Raw genomic sequence first — 26,417 nt, 5'->3', positions numbered from 1 at the left:
AACCGACCGCAACGGTTCCTAGCGTGGTCCGCATGATCTCACCGTTTCGCATCGAGGTCCCCGAGCTCGCCCTCGACGACCTGCACGACCGCCTCTCGCGCACCCGATGGGGCGTGCAGCTGCCCGGCCCGCCGTGGGAGCGGGGCATTCCGGTCGACGAGCTCCGCGCGCTCGCCGACCACTGGCGCACCGAATACGACTGGCGCGCCCAGGAGTCCCTGCTCAACGACTTCCCCCAGTTCACCACCGAGATCGACGGGCAGCGGATCCACTTCCTGCACGTCCGCTCGCCGCGGCCCGAGGCGCTGCCGCTGCTGCTCCTGCACGGCTGGCCCGGCTCGGTCGTCGAGTTCCTCGACCTGCTGGACCCGCTCGCCGAGGACTTCGAGCTGGTGGTCCCGTCCCTGCCCGGGTTCGGCTTCTCCGGCCCGACGGCGGCGGGCTGGGACAGCCACCGCATCGCCACGGCGCTCGCCGAGCTCATGCGCAGGCTCGGCCACGACCGGTACGGCGCCCACGGGACGGACTGGGGCGCGTTCGTCGCGCCGGACCTCGGCCGCGTCGATCCGGAGCACGTGGTCGGGGTGCACGTCAGCGCGGCCACCCTGGGGTTCATCCCGCTCGGCGAGGTCGCCGACGAGGACCACGACGAGGTGGAGAAGCGCAGGCTCGCGATGCTGCGGGACTTCCGGGCCGACGGACACGGCTACTTCGAGATCCAGGCCACCCGCCCACAGACGCTCGCCCACGGGCTGACCGACTCCCCCGTCGGGCTGTTGGCCTGGATCGGCGAGAAGTTCCACGCATGGGCGCACGAACCGGTCGACCGGGACGTGCTGCTCACCACCGTGATGCTCTACTGGCTCACCGGCACAGCCGGGTCCGCGGCCAACCTGTACTGGGAGATGACGCACTCGGGCCGGTGGCCGCAGCGCTCCGCGACCCCGACCGGGGTGTCGGTGTTCGCGGGGGACGTGGCCATCCGCCGCTACGCCGAGCAGTCGAACACGATCACGTTCTGGGCCGACCACGACACGGGCGGGCACTTCGCGGCGCTGGAGGTCCCGGAGCTGCTCGCCGAGGACCTCCGGACCTTCTTCCGCGCCTGAACGCACGAACGCCCACCCTCACGCGAGGGTGGGCGTTCGAGGTGCTCGGGGTCAGACCCGGAAGCCGAGGGCGCGCAGCTGCTCGCGGCCGTCCTCGGTGATCTTCTCCGGGCCCCACGGCGGCATCCAGACCCAGTTGATCGCGATGTCCTCGACCAGGCTGCCGTTCGACGGGCCGGTGAGGGCGGAGCGCGCCTGCTCCTCGATGACGTCCGTCAGCGGGCAGGCCGCGGACGTCAGCGTCATGTCGATGATCGCCTTCCTGTCCTCGACCTTCAGCCCGTAGACCAGGCCCAGGTCGACGACGTTGATCCCCAGCTCGGGATCGACGACGTCCCGCATGGCCTCCTCGATGTCGTCGATCGAGGGCCCGTCCGTCGCGGCGGGCGGCTCCGGCATGCCGGCGGCACCCCGCACGACCTCGGCCTCTGCAGCGCTGTTCTCAGAGCTCATGACGCCTCCTCCTTCACCCGCACCACGGCGTCCTTGAACGCCATCCAACCCAGCAGAGCACACTTCACCCGCGCCGGGTACTTGGAGACGCCCGCGAACGCGATCCCGTCCCCGATGACGTCCTCGTCCCCCGCGACCGTGCCGCGGCTCTGCGCCATCTCCTGGAACGACTCCAGGATCCGGAACGCCTCGGCCACGCTCCTGCCGACCACGAGATCGGTCAGCACCGACGTCGAGGCCTGGCTGATCGAGCAGCCCAGCGACTCGTAGGAGACGTCCTTGATCTCATCGCCCTCGAGCTTGACCCGGAGCGTCACCTCGTCCCCGCACGTGGGGTTGACGTGGTGCGCCTCGGCGTCGAAGGGTTCCCGAAGGCCCGCGCCGTGCGGCTGTCGGTAGTGGTCCAGGATGATCTCCTGGTACATCTGTTCGAGCTTCATGCGACCCCGAAGAAGTCCTTGGCGGCCCGCACGCCCTCGGCGAGCTGAGCCACCTCCGCAGGTGTGTTGTACACGTGGAAGGACGCTCGGACGGTCGCCGCGATTCCGAAGTGGCGGTGCAGCGGCCACGCGCAGTGGTGGCCGACCCGCACGGCGATGCCGCGGTCGTCCAGCACCTGGCCCACGTCGTGCGCGTGCACGCCGTCGACCACGAAGGACACGGCGCCGCCGCGCTCCTTCAGGTCCGTGGGGCCCACGATCCGCACACCGGGGACCTCGGCGAGGGTGTCCAGGGCGACCTTCGCGAGCTCCTGCTCGTGCGCGAAGACCCGCTCCATGCCGATCGCCGACAGGTAGTCCACCGCCGCGCCGAGGCCCACGGCCTGCGAGGTCATGGGCACGCCCGCCTCGAAGCGCTGGGGCGGGGGTGCGTAGGTCGAACCCTCCATCCGGACCATCTCGATCATCGAGCCGCCGGTGAGGAAGGGCGGCATCGCGTCGAGCAGCTCGGAGCGCCCGTAGAGCACGCCGACGCCGGACGGGCCGAGCATCTTGTGCCCGGAGAACGCCGCGAAGTCCACGCCCAGCTCGGTCAGGTTCACCGGCATGTGCGGGACGGACTGGCAGGCGTCGAGCACCGTGAGGGCACCGACGGCGCGGGCCCGGCGGACCAGCTCGGCCACCGGCGCGATCGCGGCGGTGACGTTCGACTGGTGCGCGAAGGCGACGACCCTGGTGCGCTCGGTCAGCTCGAGCGAGTCCAGGTCGATGCGCCCGTCGTCGGTGATCCCGTACCAGCGCAGGGTCGCCCCGGTGCGCCGGCAGAGCTCCTGCCAGGGAACCAGGTTCGCGTGGTGCTCCAGCTCGGTCACGACGATCTCGTCCCCGGGCCCGAGCGCGAAGCGCTCGGACTCCGGGCCCAGCCCGGTCCGGATGGAGGAGTTCGAGAACGCGTAGGCGACCAGGTTGATGCCCTCGGTGGCGTTCTTGGTGAACACCAGCTCCTCGGGCTCGGCGCCCACGAGCACCGCGATCTTCGCCCGCGCGGCCTCGTAGTCGTCCGTGGCCTCCTCGGCCAGCTGGTGCGCCCCGCGGTGGACCGCGGCGTTGCGCGTCTCGAGGAAGGTCCGTTCGGCGTCGAGCACCTGGCGGGGCCGCTGCGACGTCGCGCCGGAGTCGAGGTAGACCAGCGGCTTTCCCTCGCGGACCGTGCGCGACAGGATCGGGAAGTCACCGCGCAGGGCGGCGAGGTCCAGACCCTGGGGGGCCTGGACCGCGGTCATGCCGTCGCCTTGACGAACCGCTCGTAGCCGTTCTTCTCGAGGTCGTCCGCCAGCTCGGGACCGCCGGACTCGACGACCCGGCCCGCGGAGAACACGTGCACGAAGTCCGGGGTGATGTGCTGCAGGATCCGCGTGTAGTGCGTGATCAGCAGGACGCCGTTCTCGGGCGAGCGGAACCGGTTCACGCCCTCGGAGACCACGCGCAGCGCGTCCACGTCCAGGCCGGAGTCGGTCTCGTCCAGGATCGCGATCTTCGGGTTCAGCAGCGCGAGCTGGAGCACCTCGTGGCGCTTCTTCTCCCCGCCGGAGAAGCCCTCGTTCACCGAGCGGTCCGCGAACTCGTCGGAGATGTCGAGGTCGGCCATGGCGCCCTTGACCTCCTTGACCCACGTCCGCAGCTTCGGCGCCTCGCCGCGGACGGCGGTGGCGGCGGAGCGCAGGAAGTTGGCCATGGACACGCCGGGCACCTCGACCGGGTACTGCATGGCGAGGAACAGGCCCGCGCGGGCGCGCTCGTCCACCGACATGTCCAGCACGGACTCGCCGTCCAGCAGCACCTCACCGGAGGTGATCTCGTACTTGGGGTGGCCCGCGATGGCGTAGGCCAGCGTGGACTTGCCGGAGCCGTTCGGCCCCATGATCGCGTGGGTCTCGCCCGCCTTCACGGTGAGGTCGACCCCTCGCAGGATCTCCTTCGGGCCGTCCTCGGTGCGGACCGAGGCGTGCAGGTCCTTGATCTCCAGGGTGGACATTCTTCAGCTACTCCGTGGTGGTGGGTCAGACGCCGACGACGGCGAGCTCGGCCTCGATGGCCGCCTCCAGCCGTTCGCGCAGCTCGGGGAGGGTGGCGGACGGGATGCGCTGCAGGATCTCGCCGAAGAACGCGCGGACCACGAGCCGGCGCGCGGCCGACTCCGGGATGCCGCGGCTCTGCAGGTAGAACAGCTGCTCGTCGTCGAACCGGCCGGTCGCCGAGGCGTGCCCGGCGGAGACGATCTCGCCGGTCTCGATCTCGAGGTTCGGCACCGAGTCGGCGCGCGCGTGCTCGGTGAGCACCAGGTTGCGGTTGAACTCGAAGGTCTCGGTGTTCACCGCGGCGGCCCGGATGAGCACGTCGCCGATCCAGACCGTGTGGGCGTCCGGCACGCCGGCCCGCCCCTGCAGGGCGTTCTTGTAGAGCACGTTGGACTTGCACTGCGGGACCGCGTGGTCCACCAGCAGCCGCTGCTCCAGGTGCTGCCCGGCGTCGGCGTAGCCCAGCCCGGCGAGGTCGACCTCGCCGCCGGGGCCGCGGTAGCTCACCGTCGGGCTGATCCGGACGAGGTCGCCGCCCAGCGAGACCGACACCAGCTTGAGCACGGCGTCCCGGCCGATGGACAGGTGCTGCGCGGAGACGTGCACCGCGTCGTCCGCCCACTCCTCGGTCACGATCACGGTCAGCCGGGAGCCGTCCCCGAGGACGAGCTCCAGGTTGTCCGCCAGCACGCCCGAGCCGCGGTGCTCGATCACGACCGTGGCCTCGGCGTGCGTGGCGGTGCGCAGCTGCAGGTGCCCCGCCGCCGCGGCGCCCGCGCCCGGACCCTCGACCGTGATCACGACCGGCTCGGGGGTGCCCTCGAGCGTGACGATCGTGGCCTCGTCGAACGCCGACCAGGCCTGTGCCGCCACGCGGTCGGCGGGGGTGCCGCCCTCGCCGATCCGCGCGTCGTCCCGGCCGACCTTCTCGACCTGCGCCGCCCCCGCCACGGTGACCGTGGCGGAGCCGGACAGGTCGGCGGAGCCGTCGTGCAGGCCCTTGAGCCGCTTGAGCGGGGTGAACCGCCAGTTCTCCTCGCGGCCGCCCGGGATCTCGAACGCCTCGACGTCGACCGACGTGAAGCGCTCGCCCGCGCTGGCGACCGGGATCTCGCCCTGGCCCTTCTTGGCGCCCTTCAGCTCGGGTGCCAGTCCAGCAACCTCGGTCATGATGCGTGAGCCCTTCTCCGCAGGCTCCGAAGACTCCCGGTCATCCGACCGAACCCTCCATCTGCAGCTCGATCAGGCGGTTGAGCTCGAGGGCGTACTCCATGGGGAGCTCGCGCGCGATGGGCTCGACGAACCCGCGCACGACCATCGCCATGGCCTCGTCCTCGGTCAGACCGCGGCTCATCAGGTAGAACAGCTGGTCGTCCGAGACCTTGGAGACCGTGGCCTCGTGGCCCATCGACACGTCATCCGTGCGGATGTCCACGTAGGGGTAGGTGTCGCTGCGGCTGATCGAGTCGACCAGCAGCGCGTCGCACTTCACGGTGCTCCGCGAGCCGGTGGCCCGCGGGTTGACCCGGATCAGGCCGCGGTACGAGGTCCGCCCGCCGCCGCGCGCCACCGACTTCGAGATGATCGTCGACGACGTGTTCGGCGCCAGGTGCGTGATCTTCGCGCCCGCGTCCTGGTGCTGGCCCTCGCCCGCGAAGGCGATCGACAGCACCTCGCCCTTGGCGTGCTCGCCCATCAGCAGCACCGCCGGGTACTTCATGGTCACCTTCGAGCCGAGGTTGCCGTCGACCCACTCCATGGTCGCGCCCGCCTCGGCCTTGGCGCGCTTGGTGACCAGGTTGTAGACGTTGTTCGACCAGTTCTGGATGGTCGTGTAGCGGCAGCGGCCGCCCTTCTTCACGACGATCTCGACGACCGCCGAGTGCAGCGAGTCCGACTTGTAGATCGGCGCGGTGCAGCCCTCGACGTAGTGCACGTAGGCACCCTCGTCGACGATGATCAGCGTGCGCTCGAACTGGCCCATGTTCTCGGTGTTGATCCGGAAGTAGGCCTGCAGCGGGATGTCGACGTGCACGCCCGGCGGCACGTAGATGAACGACCCGCCCGACCACACGGCCGAGTTCAGCGCGGAGAACTTGTTGTCACCGCTGGGGATGACCGAGCCGAAGTACTCCTTGAACAGCTCCGGGTGCTCGCGCAGCCCGGAGTCGGTGTCCAGGAAGATCACGCCCTGCTCCTCCAGGTCCTCGCGGATCTGGTGGTAGACGACCTCGGACTCGTACTGCGCCGCGACACCGGACACCAGGCGGGCCTTCTCGGCCTCCGGGATGCCCAGCTTGTCGTAGGTGTTCTTGATGTCCTCGGGGAGCTCCTCCCACGAGGTCGCCTGCTTCTCCGTGGAGCGCACGAAGTACTTGATGTTGTCGAAGTCGATGCCGGAGAGGTCCGAACCCCAGCGCGGCATCGGCTTGCGCTCGAACAGGTCGAGCGCCTTCAGCCGGAAGTCGAGCATCCACTGGGGCTCGCTCTTCAGGCGGGAGATGTCCGCCACCACGTCCGCGGAGAGCCCGCGGCGCGCAGTGGACCCGGCGACGTCCGAATCGGCCCAGCCGAAGTCGTAACGGCCGAGCGTCGCGAGCGTCTCCTCCTGCGTCAGCGACTGCTGGACCTCAGGAGTGGTCGTCATGCTGCCTCCCTCTCGGGGACGTGGTGGTCACTTGCGGACCGCCCGGGCGTTCGGGTGCCCGGGCGGGTACGTGTGTCGTGCACGCGGAGTCGCCGCGTGCGATGGTCGCCAACCGCTGGACGTGGGTGCCCAGGATCTCGGCGAACGCCTCGGTCTCCGCCTCGCAGAGCTCGGGGAACTCGGCGGCGACGTGGGCGACCGGGCAGTGGTGCTGGCAGAGCTGCACACCCTGCCCCGCCTCCCGGGCGGCCGCAGCGTAGCCGCGGTCGCTGAGCACGAGCGCGAGGGCCTCGGCCCGCTCGCCCGGCCCGCCCGCGGCGCGGATCCGCTCGGCCGAGGGGCCGATCAGGTCGTGCACCCGGGTCCGGGCGAAGTCGCCCAGTGCCTTCTCCCCCGCGTGTTGGGCGAGGAAGCGCAGGGCGGAGGTGGCCAGGTCGTCGTACCCGTGGCCGAAGCGGACGCGCCCGGCGTCGGTCAGCAGGAAGTGCTTGGCCGGGCGGCCGCGGGTCCGGCGCCCGCGACGCGGTGCGTCCCGGGTCTCGGCCTCCCCGTCCGCGATCAGCGCGTCCAGGTGCCTGCGCACCGCCGGGGCGGACAGCTCCAGCTCCGCCGCGACCTCGGCCGCGGTGATCGGGCCCTGCTCCAGGAGGAGCCGCGCGACGGCGATCCGCGTGCGCCCCTCCCCGGACGCGGGCAGGCCGACGGGCGGGGTGTGCACCCCGGTGTCGTGTCCCGCCGCTGTTTTCACAACACCAGTGTTGCTTATATCGCCTGCCACGGCAAAGGGACCCCCGTCTCCGGGTGAGCACGCCCACATCGGGTGCGGCCTGCGAACCCCCTCGACGGGCGTCGATACCCTCGTCCGCGTGGCCGCCCCCGTTCTCCGTCCCCGCACCGTCGGGGCGGGGCGTGATCCGGCGCGCCTCGCCCGGCGCCTGGGGCTGACCGGCGCGCTCCTCATGGCCATCGGGTCGCTGGGCGCCGGGGCGCTGCCCGTGCCCAACCCGCTGAACGGGCTGCGGCTGATCGGGCTGCCCGCGCGCAACGCCACGCTCGCCATCGCGCTGACCTACGCCGGGATGGGCATGGTCGTGCTGGCCTGGCTGTGGATCGGTCGGATGCTGTCGGCGCGCGGGGCGGTCGCGCCCGCCCCGGACCGGGTCTCGATCGGCCGCACCGCCGTGCTGTGGGCGATCCCACTGGCCATGGCACCGCCGATGTTCTCCAAGGACGTCTACAGCTACCTGGCGCAGTCCGCGATCACCGCCCGCGGCCTCGATCCCTACGTCCTCGGCCCGGCCGCGGCGCTGGGTGTCGACGATCCGCTGACCCGCACGATCCCCACGATCTGGCGGGACACCCCGGCCCCCTACGGCCCGCTGTTCCTCATGGTGGGCCGCGGGATCACCGCGCTGACCGGCAACGACGTCGTCTTCGGCGTGTTGGCCCACCGCGCGCTGGCGCTGAGCGGCGTCGCCCTGATCCTGTGGGCGCTGCCCAAGCTCGCGCGGCGCTGCGGGATGGAGCCCGGCCTCGCGCTGTGGCTCGGCGTGGCGAACCCACTGGTGCTGTTCCACCTGGTCAGCGGGATCCACAACGAGGCGCTGATGATCGGGCTGCTGCTCGCGGGCCTGCACCTCGCCCTCGGCGACCCGGACGAACCGGTGCCCTGGCCGCGCTGGGTCGCGGGCGCCGCGTTGATCACGCTCGGCGCGTCGGTGAAGCTGCCCGCGCTGCTCGCGCTCGGGTTCGTCGGGGTCGACCTGGCCAGGCGGAGCCCGTGGTCGGATCCGCAGGCTCCGCCTCCGCGGGGTGGCCGGGTCCGGGACGTCGCCGCGGCCGCCGGGGCCCTCGGCCTCGTCGCCGTCGGGGTCTACGTGGTCATCGGGTTCGGCACCGGGCTGGGCTTCGGGTGGATCGGCACGCAGGGCACGGCGAACTCGATCCGCAGCTGGATGTCGCTGTCCACCGACATCGGCCAGCTCTCGGGGCAGGTCGGCATCCTCGCCGGGCTCGGCGACCACACCGACACCACGCTGACGATCACGCGCGGGCTCGGTGGGCTGGCCGCCGCCGCCGCCGTCGCCTGGCTGCTCTGGAGCTGCCTGAAGGGCCGGGTGGACCCCGTGACGGGGGTGGGCGCGGGCCTCGGCGCGGTCGTGCTGCTCGGGCCCGTCGTGCACCCCTGGTACCTGCTCTGGGCGGCCATCCCGCTCGCGGCGACGCGCGGCATGCCGCGGTACCGCCGCGTCGCCCTCGCGGCGTCGGCCGTGATCGCGGTGATGGTCCCGCCGACCGGGGCGGACTTCAACTTCCGCGCCTACCAGCTGCCCTTCGCGATCGTGGCGGGCGTGGTGATGCTGCTGGTCGCCTTGGCCGCGGTCCGGGAGCTCGTGCGCCGGGAGGCAGGTCCCCGCGCCCCCGTCGGCCCCGCTTCGTAGACTCCCCGGTTGTGCAGATCCCTGTGGCCGGCGGACCCGCGGTCTCCGTGCGGGGGCTCGTGAAGCGGTTCGGCGCGCGGACGGCCGTCGCGGGCCTGGACCTGACCGTGGACCACGGCAGCGTGCTGGCCCTGCTCGGGCCGAACGGGGCGGGCAAGACCACGACCGTCGAGGTCTGCACGGGGTTCCAGCGCGCCGATGCCGGCGAGGTCCGCGTCCTGGGCGTCGACCCGGCGGGCGCCCCGGACGCGTTGCGCGCCCGGATCGGCGTCATGCCGCAGGGCGGCGGGGCCTATCCCGGGGTCAAGGCGGGCGAGATGCTCCGCGTGGTGGCCGCCTGCTCGGCCCACCCGCTGGACCCGGACTGGCTGATCTCGGTGCTGGGCCTGGAGTCCTCCGCCCACACCCCCTACAAGCGCCTCTCCGGCGGCCAGCAGCAGCGGCTCGCGCTCGCCTGCGCCCTGGTGGGGCGTCCCGAGCTGGTGTTCCTGGACGAGCCGACCGCGGGCATGGACCCGCAGGCCCGCAGGCTGGTCTGGGACCTCGTGGCGGCCCTGCGCCGGGACGGGGTCGCGGTACTGCTCACCACGCACCTGATGGAGGAGGCCGAGGCGCTGGCCGACCAGGTCGTGATCATCGACCACGGGGCCGTCGTCGCCGCGGGCACGCCCGCGGAGCTGACCTCCACCGGCGAGGAGCAGGAGCTGCGCTTCCGCGCCCGCACCGGGATGGACGTCTCGGCGTTGGCCGCGGCGCTGCCCGCGGGCTACCGGGCCGCCGAGACCGTCGCCGGGCGGTACGTCGTGCGCGGCCGGATCGACCCCCAGGTCCTCTCCGCGATCACCGGCTGGTGCGCGGGGCAGGGCGCCCTCGCGGACGACGTCCAGGTCGCCCGCCGCAGCCTCGAGGACGTCTTCCTCGACCTGACCGGACGGGAGCTCCGCTCGTGAGCGAGCCTCGGCGAGCGGACCCTCCGCACGGCACGGCCTTCCCCCCGGGCACCTTCACCCCGGCCCCCGGCCGCGGCTCGCTCGGCCGCATGCTGCTGGTCCAGGCAGGCACCGAGACCCGGCTGGCGCTGCGCCACGGCGAACAGGCGCTGCTCACCCTGCTGATCCCGATCGCGCTGCTCGTGGGCCTGACCGTGCTGCGGGTCGTGCCGCTGCCGGAGCCCCGGGTGGCCTCCGTCGTGCCGTCGATCCTCGCGCTGGCCGTCATGTCCACGGCCTTCACCAGCCAGGCGATCGCGCTCGGCTTCGATCGGCGGTACGGCGTGATCCGCAGGCTGGCGGCCACCGCGCTGCCCCGGTGGCTACTGGTGGCGGGCAGGCTGGCCGCGGTGCTCGCCGTCGTCGTGGTGCAGATGGTGCTGCTCGGCGCGATCGCGGCGGTCCTGGGCTGGCAGCCGAGCGTGGCGGGTCTCGGCTGGGCGCTGCTCACGATCCTGCTCGGCTGCGCCGCCTTCGGCGCGCTGGGCATCCTGCTCGGCGGCACCCTGCGCTCGGACATCGTGCTGGCCGTGGCCAACCTGGTCTGGTTCGTGCTGCTGCTCGCGGGCGGGATCGTGATCCCGGTCGACCAGCTGCCCGCGGGCCTCGGCGCGGTCGCCTCCCTGCTGCCGTCCGGCGCGCTGGCCGAGGGTCTGCGCGCCGCCCTGGTGGACGGGACCGGGCCCGGCGTGGGCCCGGTGCTGGTGCTGGCGGCGTGGGCGGTCGTGGCGGGCGGGGTGGCGGTCCGCACGGTGAAGCTCCGGTGAGAGGGGTTGCCGGAGCCGTCGCGACCGTCGTGCGGCGCGGGAGGTCGCGGCGCCTTCGACCGCCTCTGTTCTACGATGCGTAGTATGTGGAACCGGATCCCCGCGACCTCGCCCCTGTGGATGCGGCGCCTCGCGATCCTGTCCCTGGTCGGCCAGGCGGGGATCATGGTCACCGGCGCGGTCGTGCGAGTCACGGGCTCCGGCCTGGGCTGCCCGACCTGGCCCGACTGCTTCCCCGGCTCGCTCGTCCCCGAGCCGCACCCGGAGATCGCGGCGCTCACCCAGTGGGTCGAGTTCGGCAACCGACTGCTGGCGGTGTTCCTCACGATCGTCGCCGCGGCCACCTTCCTGGCCGCGCTGAACACCCGGCCCCGGCGGCCCCGGCTCACCCGGCTCGCGCTGGCGATGCCCCTCGGCGTGGTCGCCCAGGCCGTGATCGGCGGGTTCACCGTGCTCGCCGGGTTGGCCTGGTGGAGCGTGATGCCGCACTTCCTGGCGTCGACGATCCTGGTCTGGTTGGCCGTCGAGCTGGTCGACGAGGCGACGGCGGGCGGTCCGGTGACCCGGACGGTGCCGCGGGCGGTCCGCGGCCTCGCGGTGGTCTCCGCCGCCGTGCTGGCCGGGCTGCTGACCGCGGGCACGCTGGTCACGGCCGCCGGTCCGCACGCGGGAGACGCCGCGACCCCCCGGCTGGACGTCCCGGTCACCACGCTGGCGCAGGTCCACGCGGACCTGCTCTTCGCCTACCTCGGCCTGACCGCCGGACTGGGCTTCGCGCTGTGGGCGGTGGGCGCGCCGCGGCGGCTCAAGCGGCGCTTCGGGGTCCTGGTGATCGTCGTGCTGGCCCAGGGCGCACTGGGTGGGATCCAGTACTCGCTCGGCGTCCCGGAGGTCCTGGTGGCCCTCCACGTCCTCGGCGCCGCCCTGACCACCGCCGCCGCCGCCTCGGTCCGGGCGGGCACGACCCACCGCTCCCCCGCCCCTCTCCCGACCCCCACCCCGCAGACCGAGCAGCACCCCCCCGTCCGCGCCTGACCCGCGTCTCCGCCACGCCGGGGAGCACACACCCGCCCGCGAGTCCGACCCCACCGACCGCGAAACCGGGGCTCGGCTCCGCCCCACGGCGCGCTGTGGAGGAGGTCGCGTGGTCCGAGGCGTTCCCGGACGTCCGCACCCCGCACCGCGAACGGCTGACCGGGGCGGAGGCGGCGGTGTCCCGCGGCGGCGGGGTCAGACCCGCCGGGCCGCCCGGAGGGTGAGCACCGCGGCCACGGCCGCGAGCAGCGCCACCAGCCCGGCGAACACCACGCCCGCCTGCACCAGCCCGACGGCCTGCGCTGCGGCGCCGACGCCGACCACCGGCATCGAGATGGCCACGTAGAGGACCACGAAGAACGTCGCCACGACGGTGCCCCGCACGTCCGCCGGGGCCGCCGCGCCGACCGCGCCCAGACCGGCCCGGAAGCTCATCCCCTGCCCCGCCCCGGCCACCACCGCGCCGGTGACCAGCAGCCACAGCACGCCCGCGCCGACCGCGGCGCCGATCAGCACCGCGCCGACGGCCAGCACCGCGCAGCCGACGGGCAGCGCGATCCGCTCGGACACCCGGGCGGACAGCACCTGACCCACCGCGGAGCTGCCGAGCATCGAGAAGACCACCAGCCCGACGGCGAGGTGGTTCGTCACCCCCAGCTCCTGCCCGAGCAGGCTGGGCGACACCGCGGTGAACAGGCCGAGCACGGCGAACCCGGCGAAGCCGCCGATCGCCGCGCGGACGAACGTCCCCCGCACCTCGGCGGGCACCCCGCCGACCCGCAGCGGCTCGATCCGGAAGCCGCGGGAGGTGACCGTCTCCGGCACCCACCACAGCAGCGCGGCCACGACCACCACCGCCGCGGCGTGGACCAGGTAGGACAGGTCCAGCGGCCGGAGGGCGTACTCGGCGAGCGCACCGGCCACGACCGGGCCCAGCCCCAGGCCCAGGATGTTCACCGCCGCGGCCACGAGCCCGGCCCGCGGCTTCACGTCGCCGGGGGCGAGGTCGAGGATCGCGGCCGTCGCGGTGCCGGTGAAGATGCCCGCCGACAGCCCGGACAGGAACCGACCCACGAACAGCGCCCACTCCGCGGGGACCAGGAACACCAGCGAGCTGAGCAGCGCGAACGCGAGGCCCGCCGCGAGCACGGGCCGCCTGCCGATCCGGTCCGACAGGCCCCCGAACAGCACCAGCGCGGCGGCGACGCCGACTGCGTAGGTCGCGAACACCACGGTGACCACGAAGCCGCCGAACCCGAAGCGCTCCGCGTAGAGCGGGTAGAGCGGGGTCGGCAGGGTGGTGCCGATCATCGTCACCAGGAAGGCGGCCGCGACCGCCGCGGTCGGCCCCACTCGCGTCTCGGTCCGCACACCGCCCATGGTGGTGGCCAACGCCCCCGGGCGCCCGGTGCGTCCCCTCCCGACGGAGGGGTGGATCACGTTCCGCGCCCGGAGCGTGTAGGCATGGCGTCGTGGCCGACTTCACCGACCTCCAGTCCTACCTCGCGCTCCCCCGGCTCGCCGACCTCACGCTGTCGGCGGACGGCACCCGGCTGGTCACGACCGCCGCCGGCCTGGACCGCGACCGCACCGCCTGGCGCCCGGCGCTGTGGGAGATCGACCCGACCGGACAGGCGCCCGCCCAGCGGCTGACGTTCGGGGAGAAGGGCGAGTCGCAGCCCCGGTTCACCCCCTCGGGCGATCTGCTGTTCGTCACCGGTCGGCAGGACCCCGCGACGAAGGACGCCCCCGAGACGGCATCGCTGTGGCGGCTGCCGTCCCGCGGCGAGGCTCGAAGCGTCGCCACCCGCGCCGGGGGCGTGGCCGCGGTGGCGGTCGCCAGGGACGCGGGAACCGTGCTGGTCACCTCGCCGACGCTGCCCGGGTCCGGGGACGACGAGTCCGACACCACCCGACGAAGGGCGCGCAAGGACCGGAAGGTGTCCGCGATCCTGCACGCCGGCTACCCGGTCCGGAACTGGGACAGCGACGTGGGCCCGGACGAGCCGCGGCTGCTCGTGCACACCGGGGCGGGCTGGCGGGACCTCACCCCCACGCCCGGGCGCGCCCTCGACGACGCCTCGGCCACCCTCTCACCGGACGGCCGCACCGTCGTCAGCACCTGGGCGCGGCAGCTCCCGCACGGGGCGACCCGCTCGGTCCTGGTGGCGATCGACACCGCCACCGGGGACCGGCGCACGCTGCTCGACGACCCCGACCACGACTACGGCACCGCCCGCGTCAGCCCGGACGGCGCGGCCGTCGCGGTGCTGCGGACCCGCCGGTCCACACCGGACACCGCCCCGCGGACCGAGCTGGTCGTGCTCCCGCTCACCGGCGGGGACGCCCGACCGGTCGCGCCCGACTGGGACCGCTGGCCCGCCGCGCTCACCTGGTCGCCGGACTCGGCCGCGCTCGTCGTGTCCGCGGACGAGCAGGGCCGCAGCCCGCTGTTCCGGATCGACCTGCGCTCCGACGCGGTGACCCGGCTGACCGGTGACCACGGCGCGTACACCGACGCCGTCGTCTCCCCGGACGGGGGCACGGTCTACGCCCTGCGCTCGGCGGTGGACTGCCCGCCCCTCCCCGTCCGGCTGGACGCGCACAGCCCCGACCAGCAGCCCACGCCGCTCCCCGGGCCCGCGGAGCCGCCGGAGCTGCCGGGCACGCTCACCGAGGTCACCGCCACCGCGGCGGACGGCTCACCGCTGCGCGCCTGGCTGGTGCTGCCCGCCACCGAGGACGCGGCGGGCCCGGCCCCGCTGCTGCTCTGGGTCCACGGCGGCCCGCTGGGCAGCTGGAACGCCTGGCAGTGGCGCTGGAACCCGTGGCTGATGGCGGCGCGGGGCTACGCCGTCCTGCTGCCGGACCCCGCCCTCTCGACGGGCTACGGGCAGCGGTTCGTCCAGCGCGGCTGGGGTGCGTGGGGCGGCCCGCCCTACACGGACCTGCTCGCGCTCACCGACGCCGCCGTGGCCCTGCCGGAGATCGACGCCGCCCGCACGGCGGCGATGGGCGGCTCCTTCGGCGGCTACATGGCGAACTGGATCGCCGGGCACACCGACCGGTTCCGGGCGATCGTCACGCACGCGAGCCTGTGGGCGCTGGACCAGTTCGGCCCCACCACCGACTTCGCGGACTACTGGCTCATCGAGATGACGGCGGAGATGGCGGCGGCCAACAGCCCCCACCTGCACGCGGACGCGATCCGCACGCCGATGCTCGTCATCCACGGCGACAAGGACTACCGGGTGCCGATCGGCGAGGCGCTGCGGCTGTGGTGGGACCTGCAGTCCCGCGTCTGCGGCGATCCCACCGACCCCGCCGAGAACCCGCACCGGTTCCTGTACTTCCCGGACGAGAACCACTGGATCCTCAGCCCGCAGCACGCTGCGCTCTGGTATGAAACGGTGTTCGCCTTCCTGGCCCACCACGTGCTGGACCAGGACTGGGAGACCCCCGACCTGCTCAGATGACGGTGGGGAGGCCGACCGCGGCGTCCACGGCGACGGCCAGGAAGAGGCCGCAGAGGTAGAGGTTGGAGAGGTGGAACAGCCGCATCGGCGACACCTCCCGGCCCGCCTTCACGCCGGTGTGCAGGCGGTGCGCCATCACCACGAAGTACGCGCCCGCCACCAGCGCGAACCCCAGGTAGATCCAGGACGTGACCGGGGCCAGCAGCAGCGTCCAGGCGACCATCACCCAGGCGTAGGCCACGATCCGCACGGACACCTGCCGCGGGGTCGCGACGACCGGCAGCATCGGCACCTCGGCCGCGGCGTAGTCGTCCTTGTACTTCATGGCCAGCGCCCAGAAGTGCGGCGGCGTCCAGAAGAAGATGATCCCGAACATCACCAGCGCGGGCCACTCCACGGTCCCGGTGACCGCCGACCAGCCGATGACGACCGGCATGCAGCCCGCCGCCCCGCCCCACACGATGTTCTGCGAGGTCCGCCGCTTGAGCAGCAGCGTGTAGACGAGCACGTAGAACGCGATGGCGGCCAGCGAGAGCAGCGCGGAGAGCAGGTTCGTGGTGAGCCAGAGCCACACCGCCGACAGCGCCCCGAGCGCGAGGCCGAAGACCAGCGCGTTCCGCGGGGAGACCGAGCCCTGCGCGGTGGGGCGGCGGGCGGTGCGCTTCATCTTCGCGTCGATGTCCGCGTCCGCCACGCAGTTCAGCGCGTGTGCCGAGGCCGCGGCCATCGTGCCGCCGACCAGCGTGGCGAGGATCAGCCAGACCGACGGGATCCCCCGCTGGGCCAGCATCATCGCCGGGACGGTGACCACGAGCAGCTGCTCGATGATCCGCGCCTTGGTGAGCCCCACGTAGGCGCGCACGGTGTCCACGAGCCCGCGGCTCGGCGGAAGGGTCGCTGCTCCGCGGTGTGACACGGGTGCGCTCACCAGTTGCTACCTCGCTCGCCGGACGTGGACCGTGGTGGGACTGCGGACCCGGGTGGACCCGGGGACCACCCTACTTCTACAGCGCGTCGATGCTAGCTCCTGGAGTGACGGGCGGGGTCGCCGGGTAGTCCGGATGATGAGCAGTCCGTGTCCGATCGTCCCGGAGCGGGCGACGACGCCGCCGAGCGGACTAGAGTCCTGGCGAGCCGGACCGCCGATCGCTCGGTCCACGCAGACGTGGCGGCACGCGCCCACGGGCGTCGCCACACCCCCATCTTCTCGAGGACAGGAGTTTCAGCCGTGTCTGATACGGAGCCCGACTTCGCCGCGCTGACCCGCGCCGAGGTGCCACCGGACTGGACCGAGCTGGACCGCCGCGCCGTCGACACCGTCCGGGTGCTCGCCGCGGACGCCGTCCAGAAGTGCGGCAGCGGCCACCCCGGCACGGCGATGAGCCTCGCGCCGCTGGCGTACGCGCTCTACCAGCGCGTCATGCGGCACGACCCCGCCGACCCGGGCTGGGTCGGCCGGGACCGGTTCGTGCTGTCCGCGGGCCACTCCAGCCTCACCCTCTACATCCAGCTCTACCTCGCCGGCTACGGCATGGAGCTCGAGGACCTCGAGGCGCTGCGCACCTGGGGCTCCAAGACCCCCGGCCACCCGGAGCTCGAGGCCACCCCCAACGGCGTGGAGATGACGACCGGGCCGCTGGGCCAGGGCCTGTCCTCCGCCGTCGGCATGGCCATGGCGGCGCGGCGCGAGCGCGGGCTGTTCGACCCGGACGCCCCCGAGGGCTCCTCGCCGTTCGACCACTTCATCTACGTCATCGCCTCCGACGGCGACATCGAGGAGGGCGTGACCAGCGAGGCGTCCTCGCTCGCAGGCCGCCAGGCGCTCGGCAACCTCATCGTCTTCTACGACGACAACAAGATCTCCATCGAGGACGACACCGCGATCGCGCTGTCCGAGGACACCGCGGCCCGGTACGAGGCCTACGGCTGGCACGTCCAGGTCGTCGAGGGCGGCGAGAACGTCACCGGCATCCTGGAGGCGGTCGAGGCGGCCAAGGCCGAGACCTCGCGGCCGTCGTTCATCCTGCTGCGCACGATCATCGGCTTCCCGGCGCCCACCAAGATGAACACCGGCAAGGCGCACGGCGCCGCGCTGGGTGACGAGGAGGTCGCCGAGGTCAAGAAGGTCCTCGGCTTCGACCCGGACAAGAGCTTCCAGGTCGAGGCGGAGGTCCTCGAGCACACCCGGGACGTCGGCGCACGGCAGGGCGGCGCCGTCACGGCGTGGCGCACCGCGTTCGACGACTGGGCGATGCGCGAGCCCGAGCGCAAGCAGCTGTTCGACCGGCTGCTGGCCAACGCGCTGCCCGAGGGCTGGGCGGACGCGCTGCCCACCTGGGAGCCGGACCCCAAGGGCATCGCGACCCGCAAGGCCTCCGGCGAGACGCTGAAGGCCCTCGCGCCGGTCCTGCCGGAGCTGTGGGGCGGCTCGGCCGACCTCGCCGAGAGCAACAACACCACGATGGAGGGCGCCGACTCCTTCGGGCCCAAGGACGCGGCCACGAAGATGTGGAACGCGAACCCCTACGGCCGCACGCTGCACTTCGGCGTCCGCGAGCACGCGATGGGCGCGATCCTCAACGGCATCGCCCTGCACGGCCCGACCCGCCCGTACGGCGGCACGTTCCTGCAGTTCAGCGACTACATGCGGGGCGCGGTCCGGCTCGGCGCGCTGATGAAGACCGCCGCGATCTTCGTCTGGACGCACGACTCCATCGGCCTCGGCGAGGACGGCCCGACCCACCAGCCGATCGAGCACCTCACCGCGCTGCGGGCCATCCCGAACCTCTCGGTGCTGCGCCCGGCGGACGCGAACGAGACCGCCGCAGGATGGAAGGCCACCCTGGAGTGGCAGGACGGGCCCGTCGGCATGGCGCTCTCGCGGCAGAACCTGCCGGTGCTGGAGGGCACGTCGGTCGAGGGCGTGAAGAGGGGCGGCTACGTCCTGGCGGACGCCTCGGACGGCGAGCCCCGGGTCCTGCTCATCGCCACCGGCTCGGAGGTCCAGCTGGCCGTCGAGGCCCGGAGGACCCTGGAGGCCGAGGGTGTTCCCACCCGAGTGGTGTCCATGCCGTGCGTCGAGTGGTTCGACGCGCAGGACGCCGCCTACAGGGACTCCGTGCTGCCGCCGTCGGTGAAGGCGCGCGTCTCCGTCGAGGCCGGCATCGCGATGCCCTGGTACCGCTTCATCGGGGACGCGGGCCGTGCGGTCTCCATCGAGCACTACGGCGCCTCCGCGGACGCCGCGACCCTGTTCCGCGAGTTCGGGTTCACGCCGGAGGCGGTCGTCGACGCCGCCAAGGCGAGCCTGGGCAAGAGCTGAGGAGCTGTCATGAGTGTCAACGAGAGGCTCGCCGCGCTCTCCGCGGCGGGGGTGTCGATCTGGCTGGACGACCTGTCCCGCGAGCGCATCACGTCCGGGAACCTGAAGCAGCTGATCGACGAGTGGAGCGTCGTCGGCGTCACCACCAACCCCACGATCTTCGCGGGCGCGCTGTCGGACGGCGCCGCGTACGACGCGCAGGTCCGTGAGCTCGCCGCCCGCGGCGCGGACGTCGCGGCCACCATCCGCGAGGTCACCGTCGCGGACGTGCAGCAGGCCTGCGACGTGTTCTCCGGCGTCTGGGAGTCCTCCGGGGGTGTGGACGGGCGGGTCTCCCTGGAGGTCGACCCGACCCTGGCCCGGGACACCGAGGCCACCGTGGCGCAGGCGCTGGACCTGTGGAAGGCCGTCGACCGGCCGAACCTGCTGGTCAAGATCCCGGCCACCGAGGCGGGCCTGCCCGCGATCACCCGGGCGCTCGCCGAGGGCGTGTCGGTCAACGTCACGCTGATCTTCTCGGTCGAGCGGTACGAGGCCGTCATGGGCGCCTACCTGGACGGCGTCGAGCAGGCCGCGGCGAACGGCATCGCGGTCGGCTCGCTGACCTCGGTCGCGTCCTTCTTCGTGTCCCGCGTGGACAGCGAGATCGACAAGCGGCTGGACGCGATCGGCACGGACGAGGCGAAGGCGCTCAAGGGCAAGGCGGGCGTCGCGAACTCCCGGCTGGCCTACGACGCGTTCCAGAAGGTCTTCACCAGCGACCGCTGGAAGGCCCTGGAGGCCAAGGGCGCCAAGCCGCAGCGGCCGCTGTGGGCGTCGACCGGGGTGAAGAACCCGGAGTACTCGGACACGCTCTACGTGACCGAGCTGGTCGTCGCCGACACCGTCAACACGATGCCGGAGAAGACCATGGCCGCCTTCGCGGACCACGGCGAGGTCTCCGGCGACAGGGTCACCGGCACCGGCCCGGCCGCGCAGGAGGTGTTCGACGCGCTCGAGGGCGTCGGCATCGACCTGACGGACGTGTTCCTGACGCTGGAGAACGAGGGCGTCGAGAAGTTCGAGAAGTCCTGGTCGGAGCTGCAGGAGTCCGTCCAGGGCCAGCTCGACGCGGCCCAGAAGTAGGCGACCGGCCCGTGACGTCACGGCCCGCCGTCGGGCTCCCGGTCGTGGAGCTCGGCGGCGGTTCACTGTCCGCGGAGGCGCGGCGGATCGCGGCCGAGCTGGCCGCGGACACCGTCGCGTCCCGCATCACCGACGCCGACCCGTCGGCCTGGGGGCCCGAGACCTCGGGTGCCGCGGACGGCCTCGGCTGGGCCGCGCTCCCCCGCACCTCGCGCCCGCTGATCGGGCAGGTCGACGCCCTGCGGGAGGCCTTCCGCGTCGACGGCGCGGCCCGCGTGCTCCTCGTCGGGGACGCGCGGTGGACCCTGGGGGCGGAGGTGCTCGCGAGCGCGGGCACGGACTCGCTGCTGAAGGTGCTGGACTCCCCCGACCCCGGCGTCGTCGCGCACGCGCTGGCCGGGGACCTGTCCGGCACCGTGCTCGTCGTGGTGGACCCGATGGGGACCACCGAGTGGATCGCGGCGGTGCACCGGCTGCTCGCCGCCGCCGTCGCGGAGGAGATCGGGCCGCGCCGCGCCGCCGAGCGCACGGTCGTGCTCACCGACGCCGGGTCCCCGCTGGACGAGTGGGCGCGGGCGGCGGGCTCGACGGTGGTCACGACCGAACGGGACGTGCCCGCGGCCTTCTCCGTCCTCGGCGCGCCCGGGCTGGTCCCGGCCGGGCTGGCGGGTGCCCCCGTCGGCGAGGTGCTGGCGGAGGCCCGCGCCGTCGCCGAGCTGCTGACCGCGGACGACCCGCAGAACCCCGCGCTGGAGCTCGCCGGGGTGCTGGTGGCGTGCGGGAGCGGGCCGGTCCGGCTGGACCCCGAGTTCGGCCCGCCGGGGCTCGCGGAGTGGGTGGCGTCGCTGGTCGCCGTCGCGGGCGGCACGCCGGTGCTGCTCGATCCCGTGGACCCGGACGGCCTGCCCGCGGGCCCCACGCTCGCCCCGGCGACCGCCGCGGACCCCACCGCCGCGCCGGACGACCTGTCCGAGCTGCTCGGCCCCGCCCCGGCCCCGCGCCGGATGCCGGACGACGAGCTGTCCGGCTACACCGATCCCGTGCCGGACCCCGACGACCCGGACGAGGTCGTCGCGACCGGCGGGCCGCTGGGCGCCGAGCTGCTGCTGTGGCAGTACGCGGCCGCCGCCGCGGCCCGGCTGCTCGACGGGGACCCCTTCGCGGACGCCCCCGGCGGCCTGCCCGCGCCGCCCCCCGCCGCCCCGCAGGAGGAGCGCTCGTCGGACGGGATCGTCACGGTGTTCGCCGGGGACTGGCTCACCGGCTCGCCGACGGCGGCGGAGGCGCTGCAGGCGCTCGTCGACGCCGTGCCCCACGGGGGGCACCTGGCGGTCTCCGGGTGGCTCGACCCGTCGGACGACGCGTCGATCGCCGTGCTGCGCGGCGAGCTGGCCCGCCGCGCCGAGGTGCCCGTGACCTTCGGCTGGGCGCCTCGGGACCGCGCGCTCACCGCCCCGTTCCGGGCCGCCGAGCCCCGGCCGGGCGTGCTGTGCGTGCTGACCGGGGACGCACCGGAGGATCTCGTTCCCGACCCCGGGCCGCTGCCGGCTAGTCTGGCGCTCACCGAGGCGGGCATCGTCGCGGCCGAGGTCGCCGCGCGGGGCGTCCCCGTGCTGCGGCTGCACCTCACCGACCGCGTGGCCGGGCTCGTCCTGCTGGCCCGCGCGATCCAGGGACTGCGCCCCCGACCGGGTGCGGCGGGCGAGGACCAGTGACCACGATGGACCCGAGAGTGGGAGTCTGAGGAGATGACCAGCGGTACCAAGGGCATCCCGGCGCACACGGCGGCCTGGGTCAACCCGCTGCGGGACGCCCGGGACAAGCGCCTGCCCCGGATCGCGGGCCCGTGCGGCCTGGTGATCTTCGGTGTGACGGGCGACCTGTCCCGCAAGAAGCTGATGCCCGCGATCTACGACCTCGCGAACCGGGGGCTGCTGCCGCCGGGCTTCGCGCTCACCGGCTTCGCCCGCCGGGACTGGGACGAACAGGACTTCGGCGAGGTCGTCTACGAGGCGGTGAAGGCGCACGCGCGCACGCCGTTCCGCCAGGAGGTCTGGGACCGGCTCGCCGAGGGCTTCCGGTTCGTGCAGGGCACGTTCGACGACGACGACTCGTTCGACCGTCTCGAGCAGACCGTCCGCGACCTGGACCGGGTCCGCGGCACCGGCGGCAACCACGCGTTCTACCTGTCGATCCCGCCCAGCGCGTTCCCGGTCGTCTGCAAGCAGCTCGCGCGGTCCGGGCTGTCGGCCCAGGACGCCGACCAGTGGCGCCGGGTGGTGATCGAGAAGCCCTTCGGCCACGACCTGGCGTCGGCCAAGGAGCTCAACGCGATCGTCAACGAGGTCTTCCCCGAGGACTCGGTGTTCCGCATCGACCACTACCTCGGCAAGGAGACGGTGCAGAACGTCCTCGCGCTGCGCTTCGCCAACCAGCTGTTCGAGCCCATCTGGAACAGCCACTACGTCGACCACGTGCAGATCACCATGGCCGAGGACATCGGACTGGGCGGGCGCGCGGGGTACTACGACGGCATCGGCGCGGCCCGGGACGTCATCCAGAACCACCTGCTGCAGCTGCTGGCCTTCACGGCGATGGAGGAGCCGACGTCCTTCACCTCGGACGAGCTGCGCACCGAGAAGATCAAGGTGCTCAACGCGACCAAGCTCGCGTACCCGCTCGACGAGACCACGGCCCGCGGCCAGTACACCGGCGGCTGGCAGGGCGGGGAGCTCGTCCGCGGGCTCAAGGAGGAGGAGGGCTACGACCCGAACTCCACCACCGAGACCTACGCCGCGATCACCTGCGAGATCGACACCCGGCGCTGGTCCGGCGTGCCGTTCTACCTGCGCACCGGCAAGCGGCTGGGCCGCCGCGTCACGGAGATCGCGGTGATCTTCAAGCGGGCCCCGCACCTGCCGTTCGACTCCACGATGACCGAGGAGCTCGGGCAGAACGCACTGGTCATCCGGGTGCAGCCGGACGAGGGCGTCACCATGCGCTTCGGGTCCAAGGTGCCGGGCAGCCAGATGGAGGTCCGGGACGTCACGATGGACTTCGGCTACGGCACCGCGTTCACCGAGGCGTCCCCGGAGGCGTACGAGCGGCTCATCCTGGACGTGCTGCTGGGCGAGCCCTCGCTGTTCCCGGTCAACGAGGAGGTCGAGCGGTCCTGGGAGATCCTCGACCCGGTCATCGAGCACTGGCACGAGCTGCCCGAGGGCCCGCCGCCGTACCCCGCGGGGAGCTGGGGGCCCGACCAGGCGAACGCGATGCTGGCGCGCACCGGCCGCACGTGGCGCCGGCCGTGAGCGTGCGAACGGCCGCATCGGCCGAGTCCCGAAGGAGTACCACGTGATCGTCGATCTTCCGTCGAGCACCGTCTCGGCGGTCAACAAGAGGCTCGTCGAGCTCCGCGAGGCGGGCGGTGTCCTCGCCCTGGGGCGGGTGCTGACCCTCGTCGTCGTCACGGACGACGGCGCCGGGATCGAGAGCGCGATCGAGGCGGCCAACACGGCCAGCCGCGAGCACCCCTGCCGGGTGATCGTGCTGGCCCGGGGGCAGCGCAAGGCCGCGGCCCGGATGGACGCCCAGATCCGCGTCGGCGGGGACGCCGGCGCCAGCGACGTGATCGTGCTGCGCGGCTACGGGCCGCTGGCCGGCGGAGACGCGGGCGCGGGCATGGTCATGCCCCTGCTGCTGCCGGACGCACCGGTCGTCGCCTGGTGGCCCGGCGAGGCCCCCGCGGTGCCCGCCGAGGACCCGATCGGCGTCCTAGCCCAGCGCCGGATCACCGACGCGCTCTCCGCGAGGGACCCGGTGAAGGCCTTCGAGCAGCGCCGGGCGAACCACGTCGCCGGGGACACCGACCTGACGTGGACCCGGCTCACCCAGTGGCGCGCGCTGCTGGCGGCCGCACTGGACTTCCCCCCGCACGACGAGGTCACCGGCGCTGTGGTCGCGGGCGAGCGGGTGTCGCCGTCGACGGACCTGCTGGCGGGCTGGCTCGCCACGCGCTTGGGGGTCAAGGTCAAGCGCTCCCCCGCCTCGCGCGGCGAGGGCATGTCGCTGATCCGGCTGACCCGAGCGTCCGGGGCCGTCGAGCTGAACCGGCCGGACGGCAAGACGGCCACGCTGTCGCAGCCCGGCCAGCCGGACCGGCTGATCGCGCTCGCCCGGCGCGGGGTGCCGGACTGCCTGGCCGAGGAGCTGCGCAGGCTGGACCCGGACGAGACCTACGGCGAGGCCCTCGCGGGGGTCGAGCTGGTCTCGCGCGGCCGGACGGCGGTGAAGGTGTGACCGACCCCGAGATCGCCGTCCACGTCGACTCGGACGTGCTCGCCGCGGCCACCGCGGCCCGGCTGGTGACCCGGCTCGTGGACCTGCAGGCAGGCGGCTCGGTGCCGCGCATCGGGCTGACCGGCGGCGGGGTCGGGATCGCGCTGCTCGAGCACATCCGGGACTCCCCCGCCCGCGCGGCGGTGGACTGGTCGCGGATCGAGTTCTACTGGGGGGACGAGCGCTTCCTGCCCGCCGGGGACCCCGAGCGGAACGAGACCCAGGCCCGCGCGGCGCTGCTGGACCACGTGGACGTCGACCCGTCGCTGGTGTTCGCCATGGGTGCGGACGTCGGCACCGGGCCGACCGGCGCGGACGAGGCGGCGGCGGAGTACGCGGACCTGTTGGCGCGCAAGGCCCGCCCCGAGGACCACGGGGACGTGCCCGCGTTCGACGTGCTGATGCTCGGCATGGGCGGGGAGGGGCACTGCGCGTCGATCTTCCCGGAGTCGCCCGCGGTGTACGAGACCGAGCGCAGCGTGGTGCCGGTCTACAACTGCCCCAAGCCCCCGCCCACCCGGGTGTCGCTCACGCTGCCCGCCATCCGCGCGGCGCAGGAGGTGTGGGTCATCACCGGCGGCGAGGCCAAGGCGGCGGCGGTGTCGATGGCCCTCGGCGGAGCCGGCGAGGTCGCGATCCCGGTCGCGGGCGCGCGGGGCCGCACGCGGACCCGGTGGCTGCTGGACCGGGCGGCGGCGTCGAAGCTGCCTGCGTCGGTGCACCGAGGCTGATGCTGCTCGTCGTCGACGGGGCCAACGTGGTGGGTTCCCGTCCCGACGGCTGGTGGCGGGACCGGGCCGGGGCCGCGTCCCGGCTGGCCGCGCGGCTGGCCGAGGCTCAGCGGTCGGGGGCGTTGGCCGGGCTGGCCGACCGGGTCGTGCTGGTCCTGGAGGGTGCGGCTCGCGCCGCGACGGTGCCCTCCGACCTCGAGGTCCTGCTCGCCCCGCGAGACGGCGACTCCGCGATGGTGGAGCTGGCCCACGACTCCCCCGAGGAGGTCACCGTGGTGACGGCCGACCGTGAGCTCAGCAGGCTGCTGCAGGCCCTGGGCGCCCGCACCGTGCGACCGGGTGCCCTCCTCGCGCTGTTGCCCGGCGATCAAGGACACTAGCCGCACGTTTCGTGCTCACAGCGCGATCTCGGTCAGCGCCGCCTGCTCGTCGCGGCCGCCGCGGCGCTGGAGCGCACCGCGCTGCCCACCACCGACCGTCGGGGCAGCGGGCTGGAGTAGACGACGCTCGTCGTCACGCCGCCGAGGCCCGCGATCCGGCCGGTGACCTCCTCCAGGTGCCGCATGGACCGGGCCCGCACGGTGATCACGAAGCAGTCCTCGCCGGTGACGTGGTGCGCCTCGATGATCTCCGGCGTGGTGCCCAGCAGGTCGCGGAAGGGCGTGTAGTTGCCGCTGGGGTACCGCAGCCGCACCAGCGCCATGATCGGCAGGCCGAGCTTCTCGGCGTCGACCTCGCAGCCGTAGCCGGTGATCACCCCGGACTCCTCGAGCCTGCGCACCCGCTCGGTCACCGCGCTCGGCGAGAGGCCCACCAGCCTTCCGAGGTCCGCGTAGCTCGCCCGGCCGTCCCGCTGCAGGGCTTCCAGCAGACGCCAGTCCGTATCGCCCAACGATTCCACGGTCACTGCGGCAGACTAGCCGTGGAATCCGCCACGACCGATGAGAACCGCCGCAGCACGCCGTCTACCCGGGCATGAAGAGCATCCAGAGCTGCCTGTGGTTCGACGGCCAGGCCCAGGAGGCCGCCGAGTTCTACTGTTCGGTCTTCCCGAACTCCGAGATCACCTCCGTCCAGCACTATCCGGAGGGGACCCCGGGGCAGGCCGGGCAGGTCATGTACGTCGAGTTCACCCTCGACGGCCGCGAGTTCGCGGGCCTCAACGGCGGGCCCCAGTTCCCCCACACCGAAGCGGTCTCGTTCGTGGTGCCCGTGGAGTCGAGCGAGGAGAACGACCGGTACTACGCCGCGCTCGTCGAGGGCGGCTCCGAGCAGCCCTGCGGCTGGCTCAAGGACCGGTTCGGGGTGTCCTGGCAGGTCGTCCCGCTCGAGGCGGACGCCTGGATGCGGGACCCGGACCCCGAGAAGGCGGGCCGGACCATCGCCGCGATGCTGCAGCAGCACGGCAAGCTGGACATCGAGGCGCTGCGGAAGGCCTACGAGGGCTGATCTCCTACGCTGGGCGG

The 26,417-nt window shown here is 73.4% G+C and carries 24 protein-coding genes; 14 read left to right on the top strand and 10 right to left on the bottom strand.

What is annotated here, in order from left to right:
• Positions 1 to 32 precede the first annotated feature (32 nt).
• A complete protein-coding gene (locus tag ABD993_RS03340) occupies positions 33 to 1,109 on the top strand; it encodes an epoxide hydrolase family protein (RefSeq protein ID WP_345412500.1) in 1,077 nt (358 codons plus the stop codon).
• Positions 1,110 to 1,160: 51 nt separating this feature from the next.
• On the opposite strand, the gene ABD993_RS03335 is transcribed toward ABD993_RS03340, so the two are convergent.
• Genes ABD993_RS03335 through ABD993_RS03305 form a run of 7 tightly spaced genes read right to left on the bottom strand, consistent with a single transcriptional unit; the run spans position 1,161 to position 7,493 of the window.
• Positions 1,161 to 1,508: a metal-sulfur cluster assembly factor gene (locus ABD993_RS03335; RefSeq protein WP_425568890.1), complete on the bottom strand. Its 348-nt coding sequence runs from the start codon at positions 1,506 to 1,508 to the stop codon at positions 1,161 to 1,163.
• Positions 1,509 to 1,558: 50 nt separating this feature from the next.
• Entirely contained in the window at positions 1,559 to 2,002 is a 444-nt protein-coding gene (sufU, locus tag ABD993_RS03330) for a Fe-S cluster assembly sulfur transfer protein SufU (RefSeq protein WP_345412497.1), read from the bottom strand.
• Complete coding sequence (locus ABD993_RS03325) at positions 1,999 to 3,285, bottom strand: cysteine desulfurase (protein WP_345412495.1); 1,287 nt, start codon at positions 3,283 to 3,285, stop codon at positions 1,999 to 2,001. Before ABD993_RS03325 ends, sufU begins: the two co-directional genes overlap by 4 nt.
• A complete protein-coding gene (gene sufC, locus ABD993_RS03320) occupies positions 3,282 to 4,037 on the bottom strand; it encodes a Fe-S cluster assembly ATPase SufC (protein WP_345412494.1) in 756 nt (251 codons plus the stop codon). Before sufC ends, ABD993_RS03325 begins: the two co-directional genes overlap by 4 nt.
• A gap of 25 nt (positions 4,038 to 4,062) precedes the next feature.
• Positions 4,063 to 5,250 carry a Fe-S cluster assembly protein SufD gene (sufD, locus tag ABD993_RS03315; RefSeq protein ID WP_345412493.1) on the bottom strand — a complete coding sequence of 396 codons (1,188 nt, stop codon included), beginning with the start codon at positions 5,248 to 5,250 and terminating at the stop codon, positions 4,063 to 4,065.
• A 40-nt stretch (positions 5,251 to 5,290) separates the two neighbouring features.
• Positions 5,291 to 6,727 carry a Fe-S cluster assembly protein SufB gene (sufB, locus tag ABD993_RS03310; protein ID WP_345412491.1) on the bottom strand — a complete coding sequence of 479 codons (1,437 nt, stop codon included), beginning with the start codon at positions 6,725 to 6,727 and terminating at the stop codon, positions 5,291 to 5,293.
• A complete protein-coding gene (locus tag ABD993_RS03305) occupies positions 6,711 to 7,493 on the bottom strand; it encodes a helix-turn-helix transcriptional regulator (RefSeq protein WP_425568889.1) in 783 nt (260 codons plus the stop codon). The genes sufB and ABD993_RS03305 overlap by 17 nt, the downstream gene beginning before the upstream one ends.
• A 100-nt stretch (positions 7,494 to 7,593) precedes the next feature.
• Here ABD993_RS03305 and mptB point away from each other — a divergent pair, with 100 nt between their 5' ends.
• The 4 genes from mptB to ABD993_RS03285 all read left to right on the top strand — a co-directional run bounded on the left by mptB (position 7,594) and on the right by ABD993_RS03285 (position 11,959).
• The gene (gene mptB / locus ABD993_RS03300; RefSeq protein ID WP_345412487.1) at positions 7,594 to 9,168 is read left to right on the top strand and encodes a polyprenol phosphomannose-dependent alpha 1,6 mannosyltransferase MptB; all 1,575 of its coding nucleotides are present in this window, start codon (positions 7,594 to 7,596) and stop codon (positions 9,166 to 9,168) included.
• Positions 9,169 to 9,185: 17 nt separating this feature from the next.
• On the top strand, positions 9,186 to 10,118 hold the full coding sequence (locus ABD993_RS03295; protein ID WP_425568888.1) for an ABC transporter ATP-binding protein: 933 nt from the start codon (positions 9,186 to 9,188) through the stop codon (positions 10,116 to 10,118).
• Between the two features lie 89 nt (positions 10,119 to 10,207).
• Positions 10,208 to 10,924: an ABC transporter permease gene (locus ABD993_RS03290; RefSeq protein WP_345412821.1), complete on the top strand. Its 717-nt coding sequence runs from the start codon at positions 10,208 to 10,210 to the stop codon at positions 10,922 to 10,924.
• An 84-nt stretch (positions 10,925 to 11,008) separates the two neighbouring features.
• Entirely contained in the window at positions 11,009 to 11,959 is a 951-nt protein-coding gene (locus ABD993_RS03285; RefSeq protein WP_345412484.1) for a COX15/CtaA family protein, read from the top strand.
• Positions 11,960 to 12,154: 195 nt separating this feature from the next.
• On the opposite strand, the gene ABD993_RS03280 is transcribed toward ABD993_RS03285, so the two are convergent.
• The gene (locus ABD993_RS03280; RefSeq protein WP_345412482.1) at positions 12,155 to 13,330 is read right to left on the bottom strand and encodes an MFS transporter; all 1,176 of its coding nucleotides are present in this window, start codon (positions 13,328 to 13,330) and stop codon (positions 12,155 to 12,157) included.
• A gap of 101 nt (positions 13,331 to 13,431) precedes the next feature.
• Here ABD993_RS03280 and ABD993_RS03275 point away from each other — a divergent pair, with 101 nt between their 5' ends.
• Entirely contained in the window at positions 13,432 to 15,435 is a 2,004-nt protein-coding gene (locus ABD993_RS03275) for a S9 family peptidase (protein ID WP_345412481.1), read from the top strand.
• On the opposite strand, the gene ABD993_RS03270 is transcribed toward ABD993_RS03275, so the two are convergent.
• Entirely contained in the window at positions 15,428 to 16,351 is a 924-nt protein-coding gene (locus ABD993_RS03270; RefSeq protein WP_345412819.1) for a heme o synthase, read from the bottom strand. The genes ABD993_RS03275 and ABD993_RS03270 overlap by 8 nt on opposite strands.
• A 312-nt stretch (positions 16,352 to 16,663) precedes the next feature.
• Between ABD993_RS03270 and tkt the strand changes: the two genes are divergently transcribed.
• Genes tkt through ABD993_RS03235 form a run of 7 tightly spaced genes read left to right on the top strand, consistent with a single transcriptional unit; the run spans position 16,664 to position 25,331 of the window.
• Positions 16,664 to 18,757, top strand: a complete 2,094-nt coding sequence (gene tkt / locus ABD993_RS03265) for a transketolase (RefSeq protein ID WP_345412480.1) — start codon at positions 16,664 to 16,666, stop codon at positions 18,755 to 18,757.
• A 9-nt stretch (positions 18,758 to 18,766) separates the two neighbouring features.
• Complete coding sequence (gene tal, locus ABD993_RS03260; RefSeq protein WP_345412479.1) at positions 18,767 to 19,882, top strand: transaldolase; 1,116 nt, start codon at positions 18,767 to 18,769, stop codon at positions 19,880 to 19,882.
• An 11-nt stretch (positions 19,883 to 19,893) separates the two neighbouring features.
• The gene (locus ABD993_RS03255) at positions 19,894 to 21,597 is read left to right on the top strand and encodes a hypothetical protein (RefSeq protein WP_345412478.1); all 1,704 of its coding nucleotides are present in this window, start codon (positions 19,894 to 19,896) and stop codon (positions 21,595 to 21,597) included.
• 33 nt (positions 21,598 to 21,630) lie between these two features.
• Complete coding sequence (zwf, locus tag ABD993_RS03250; RefSeq protein WP_345412476.1) at positions 21,631 to 23,193, top strand: glucose-6-phosphate dehydrogenase; 1,563 nt, start codon at positions 21,631 to 21,633, stop codon at positions 23,191 to 23,193.
• Positions 23,194 to 23,236: 43 nt separating this feature from the next.
• A complete protein-coding gene (gene opcA, locus ABD993_RS03245) occupies positions 23,237 to 24,181 on the top strand; it encodes a glucose-6-phosphate dehydrogenase assembly protein OpcA (RefSeq protein ID WP_345412474.1) in 945 nt (314 codons plus the stop codon).
• A complete protein-coding gene (gene pgl / locus ABD993_RS03240; protein WP_345412472.1) occupies positions 24,178 to 24,951 on the top strand; it encodes a 6-phosphogluconolactonase in 774 nt (257 codons plus the stop codon). Before opcA ends, pgl begins: the two co-directional genes overlap by 4 nt.
• Positions 24,951 to 25,331, top strand: a complete 381-nt coding sequence (locus ABD993_RS03235) for a hypothetical protein (protein WP_345412470.1) — start codon at positions 24,951 to 24,953, stop codon at positions 25,329 to 25,331. Before pgl ends, ABD993_RS03235 begins: the two co-directional genes overlap by 1 nt.
• A gap of 32 nt (positions 25,332 to 25,363) precedes the next feature.
• Here ABD993_RS03235 and ABD993_RS03230 read toward each other — a convergent pair whose 3' ends face one another.
• A complete protein-coding gene (locus ABD993_RS03230) occupies positions 25,364 to 25,858 on the bottom strand; it encodes an Lrp/AsnC family transcriptional regulator (RefSeq protein ID WP_425568883.1) in 495 nt (164 codons plus the stop codon).
• Between the two features lie 68 nt (positions 25,859 to 25,926).
• Between ABD993_RS03230 and ABD993_RS03225 the strand changes: the two genes are divergently transcribed.
• Positions 25,927 to 26,400, top strand: a complete 474-nt coding sequence (locus ABD993_RS03225) for a VOC family protein (protein WP_345412468.1) — start codon at positions 25,927 to 25,929, stop codon at positions 26,398 to 26,400.
• The last annotated feature ends 17 nt before the right edge of the window (positions 26,401 to 26,417 follow it).

Source organism: Pseudonocardia xishanensis (genome assembly GCF_039541715.1).
Lineage (GTDB): Bacteria > Actinomycetota > Actinomycetes > Mycobacteriales > Pseudonocardiaceae > Pseudonocardia > Pseudonocardia xishanensis.
The sequence above is the reverse complement of the archived record's forward strand: the minus strand, read 5'-3'. Positions and strand labels throughout refer to the sequence as shown.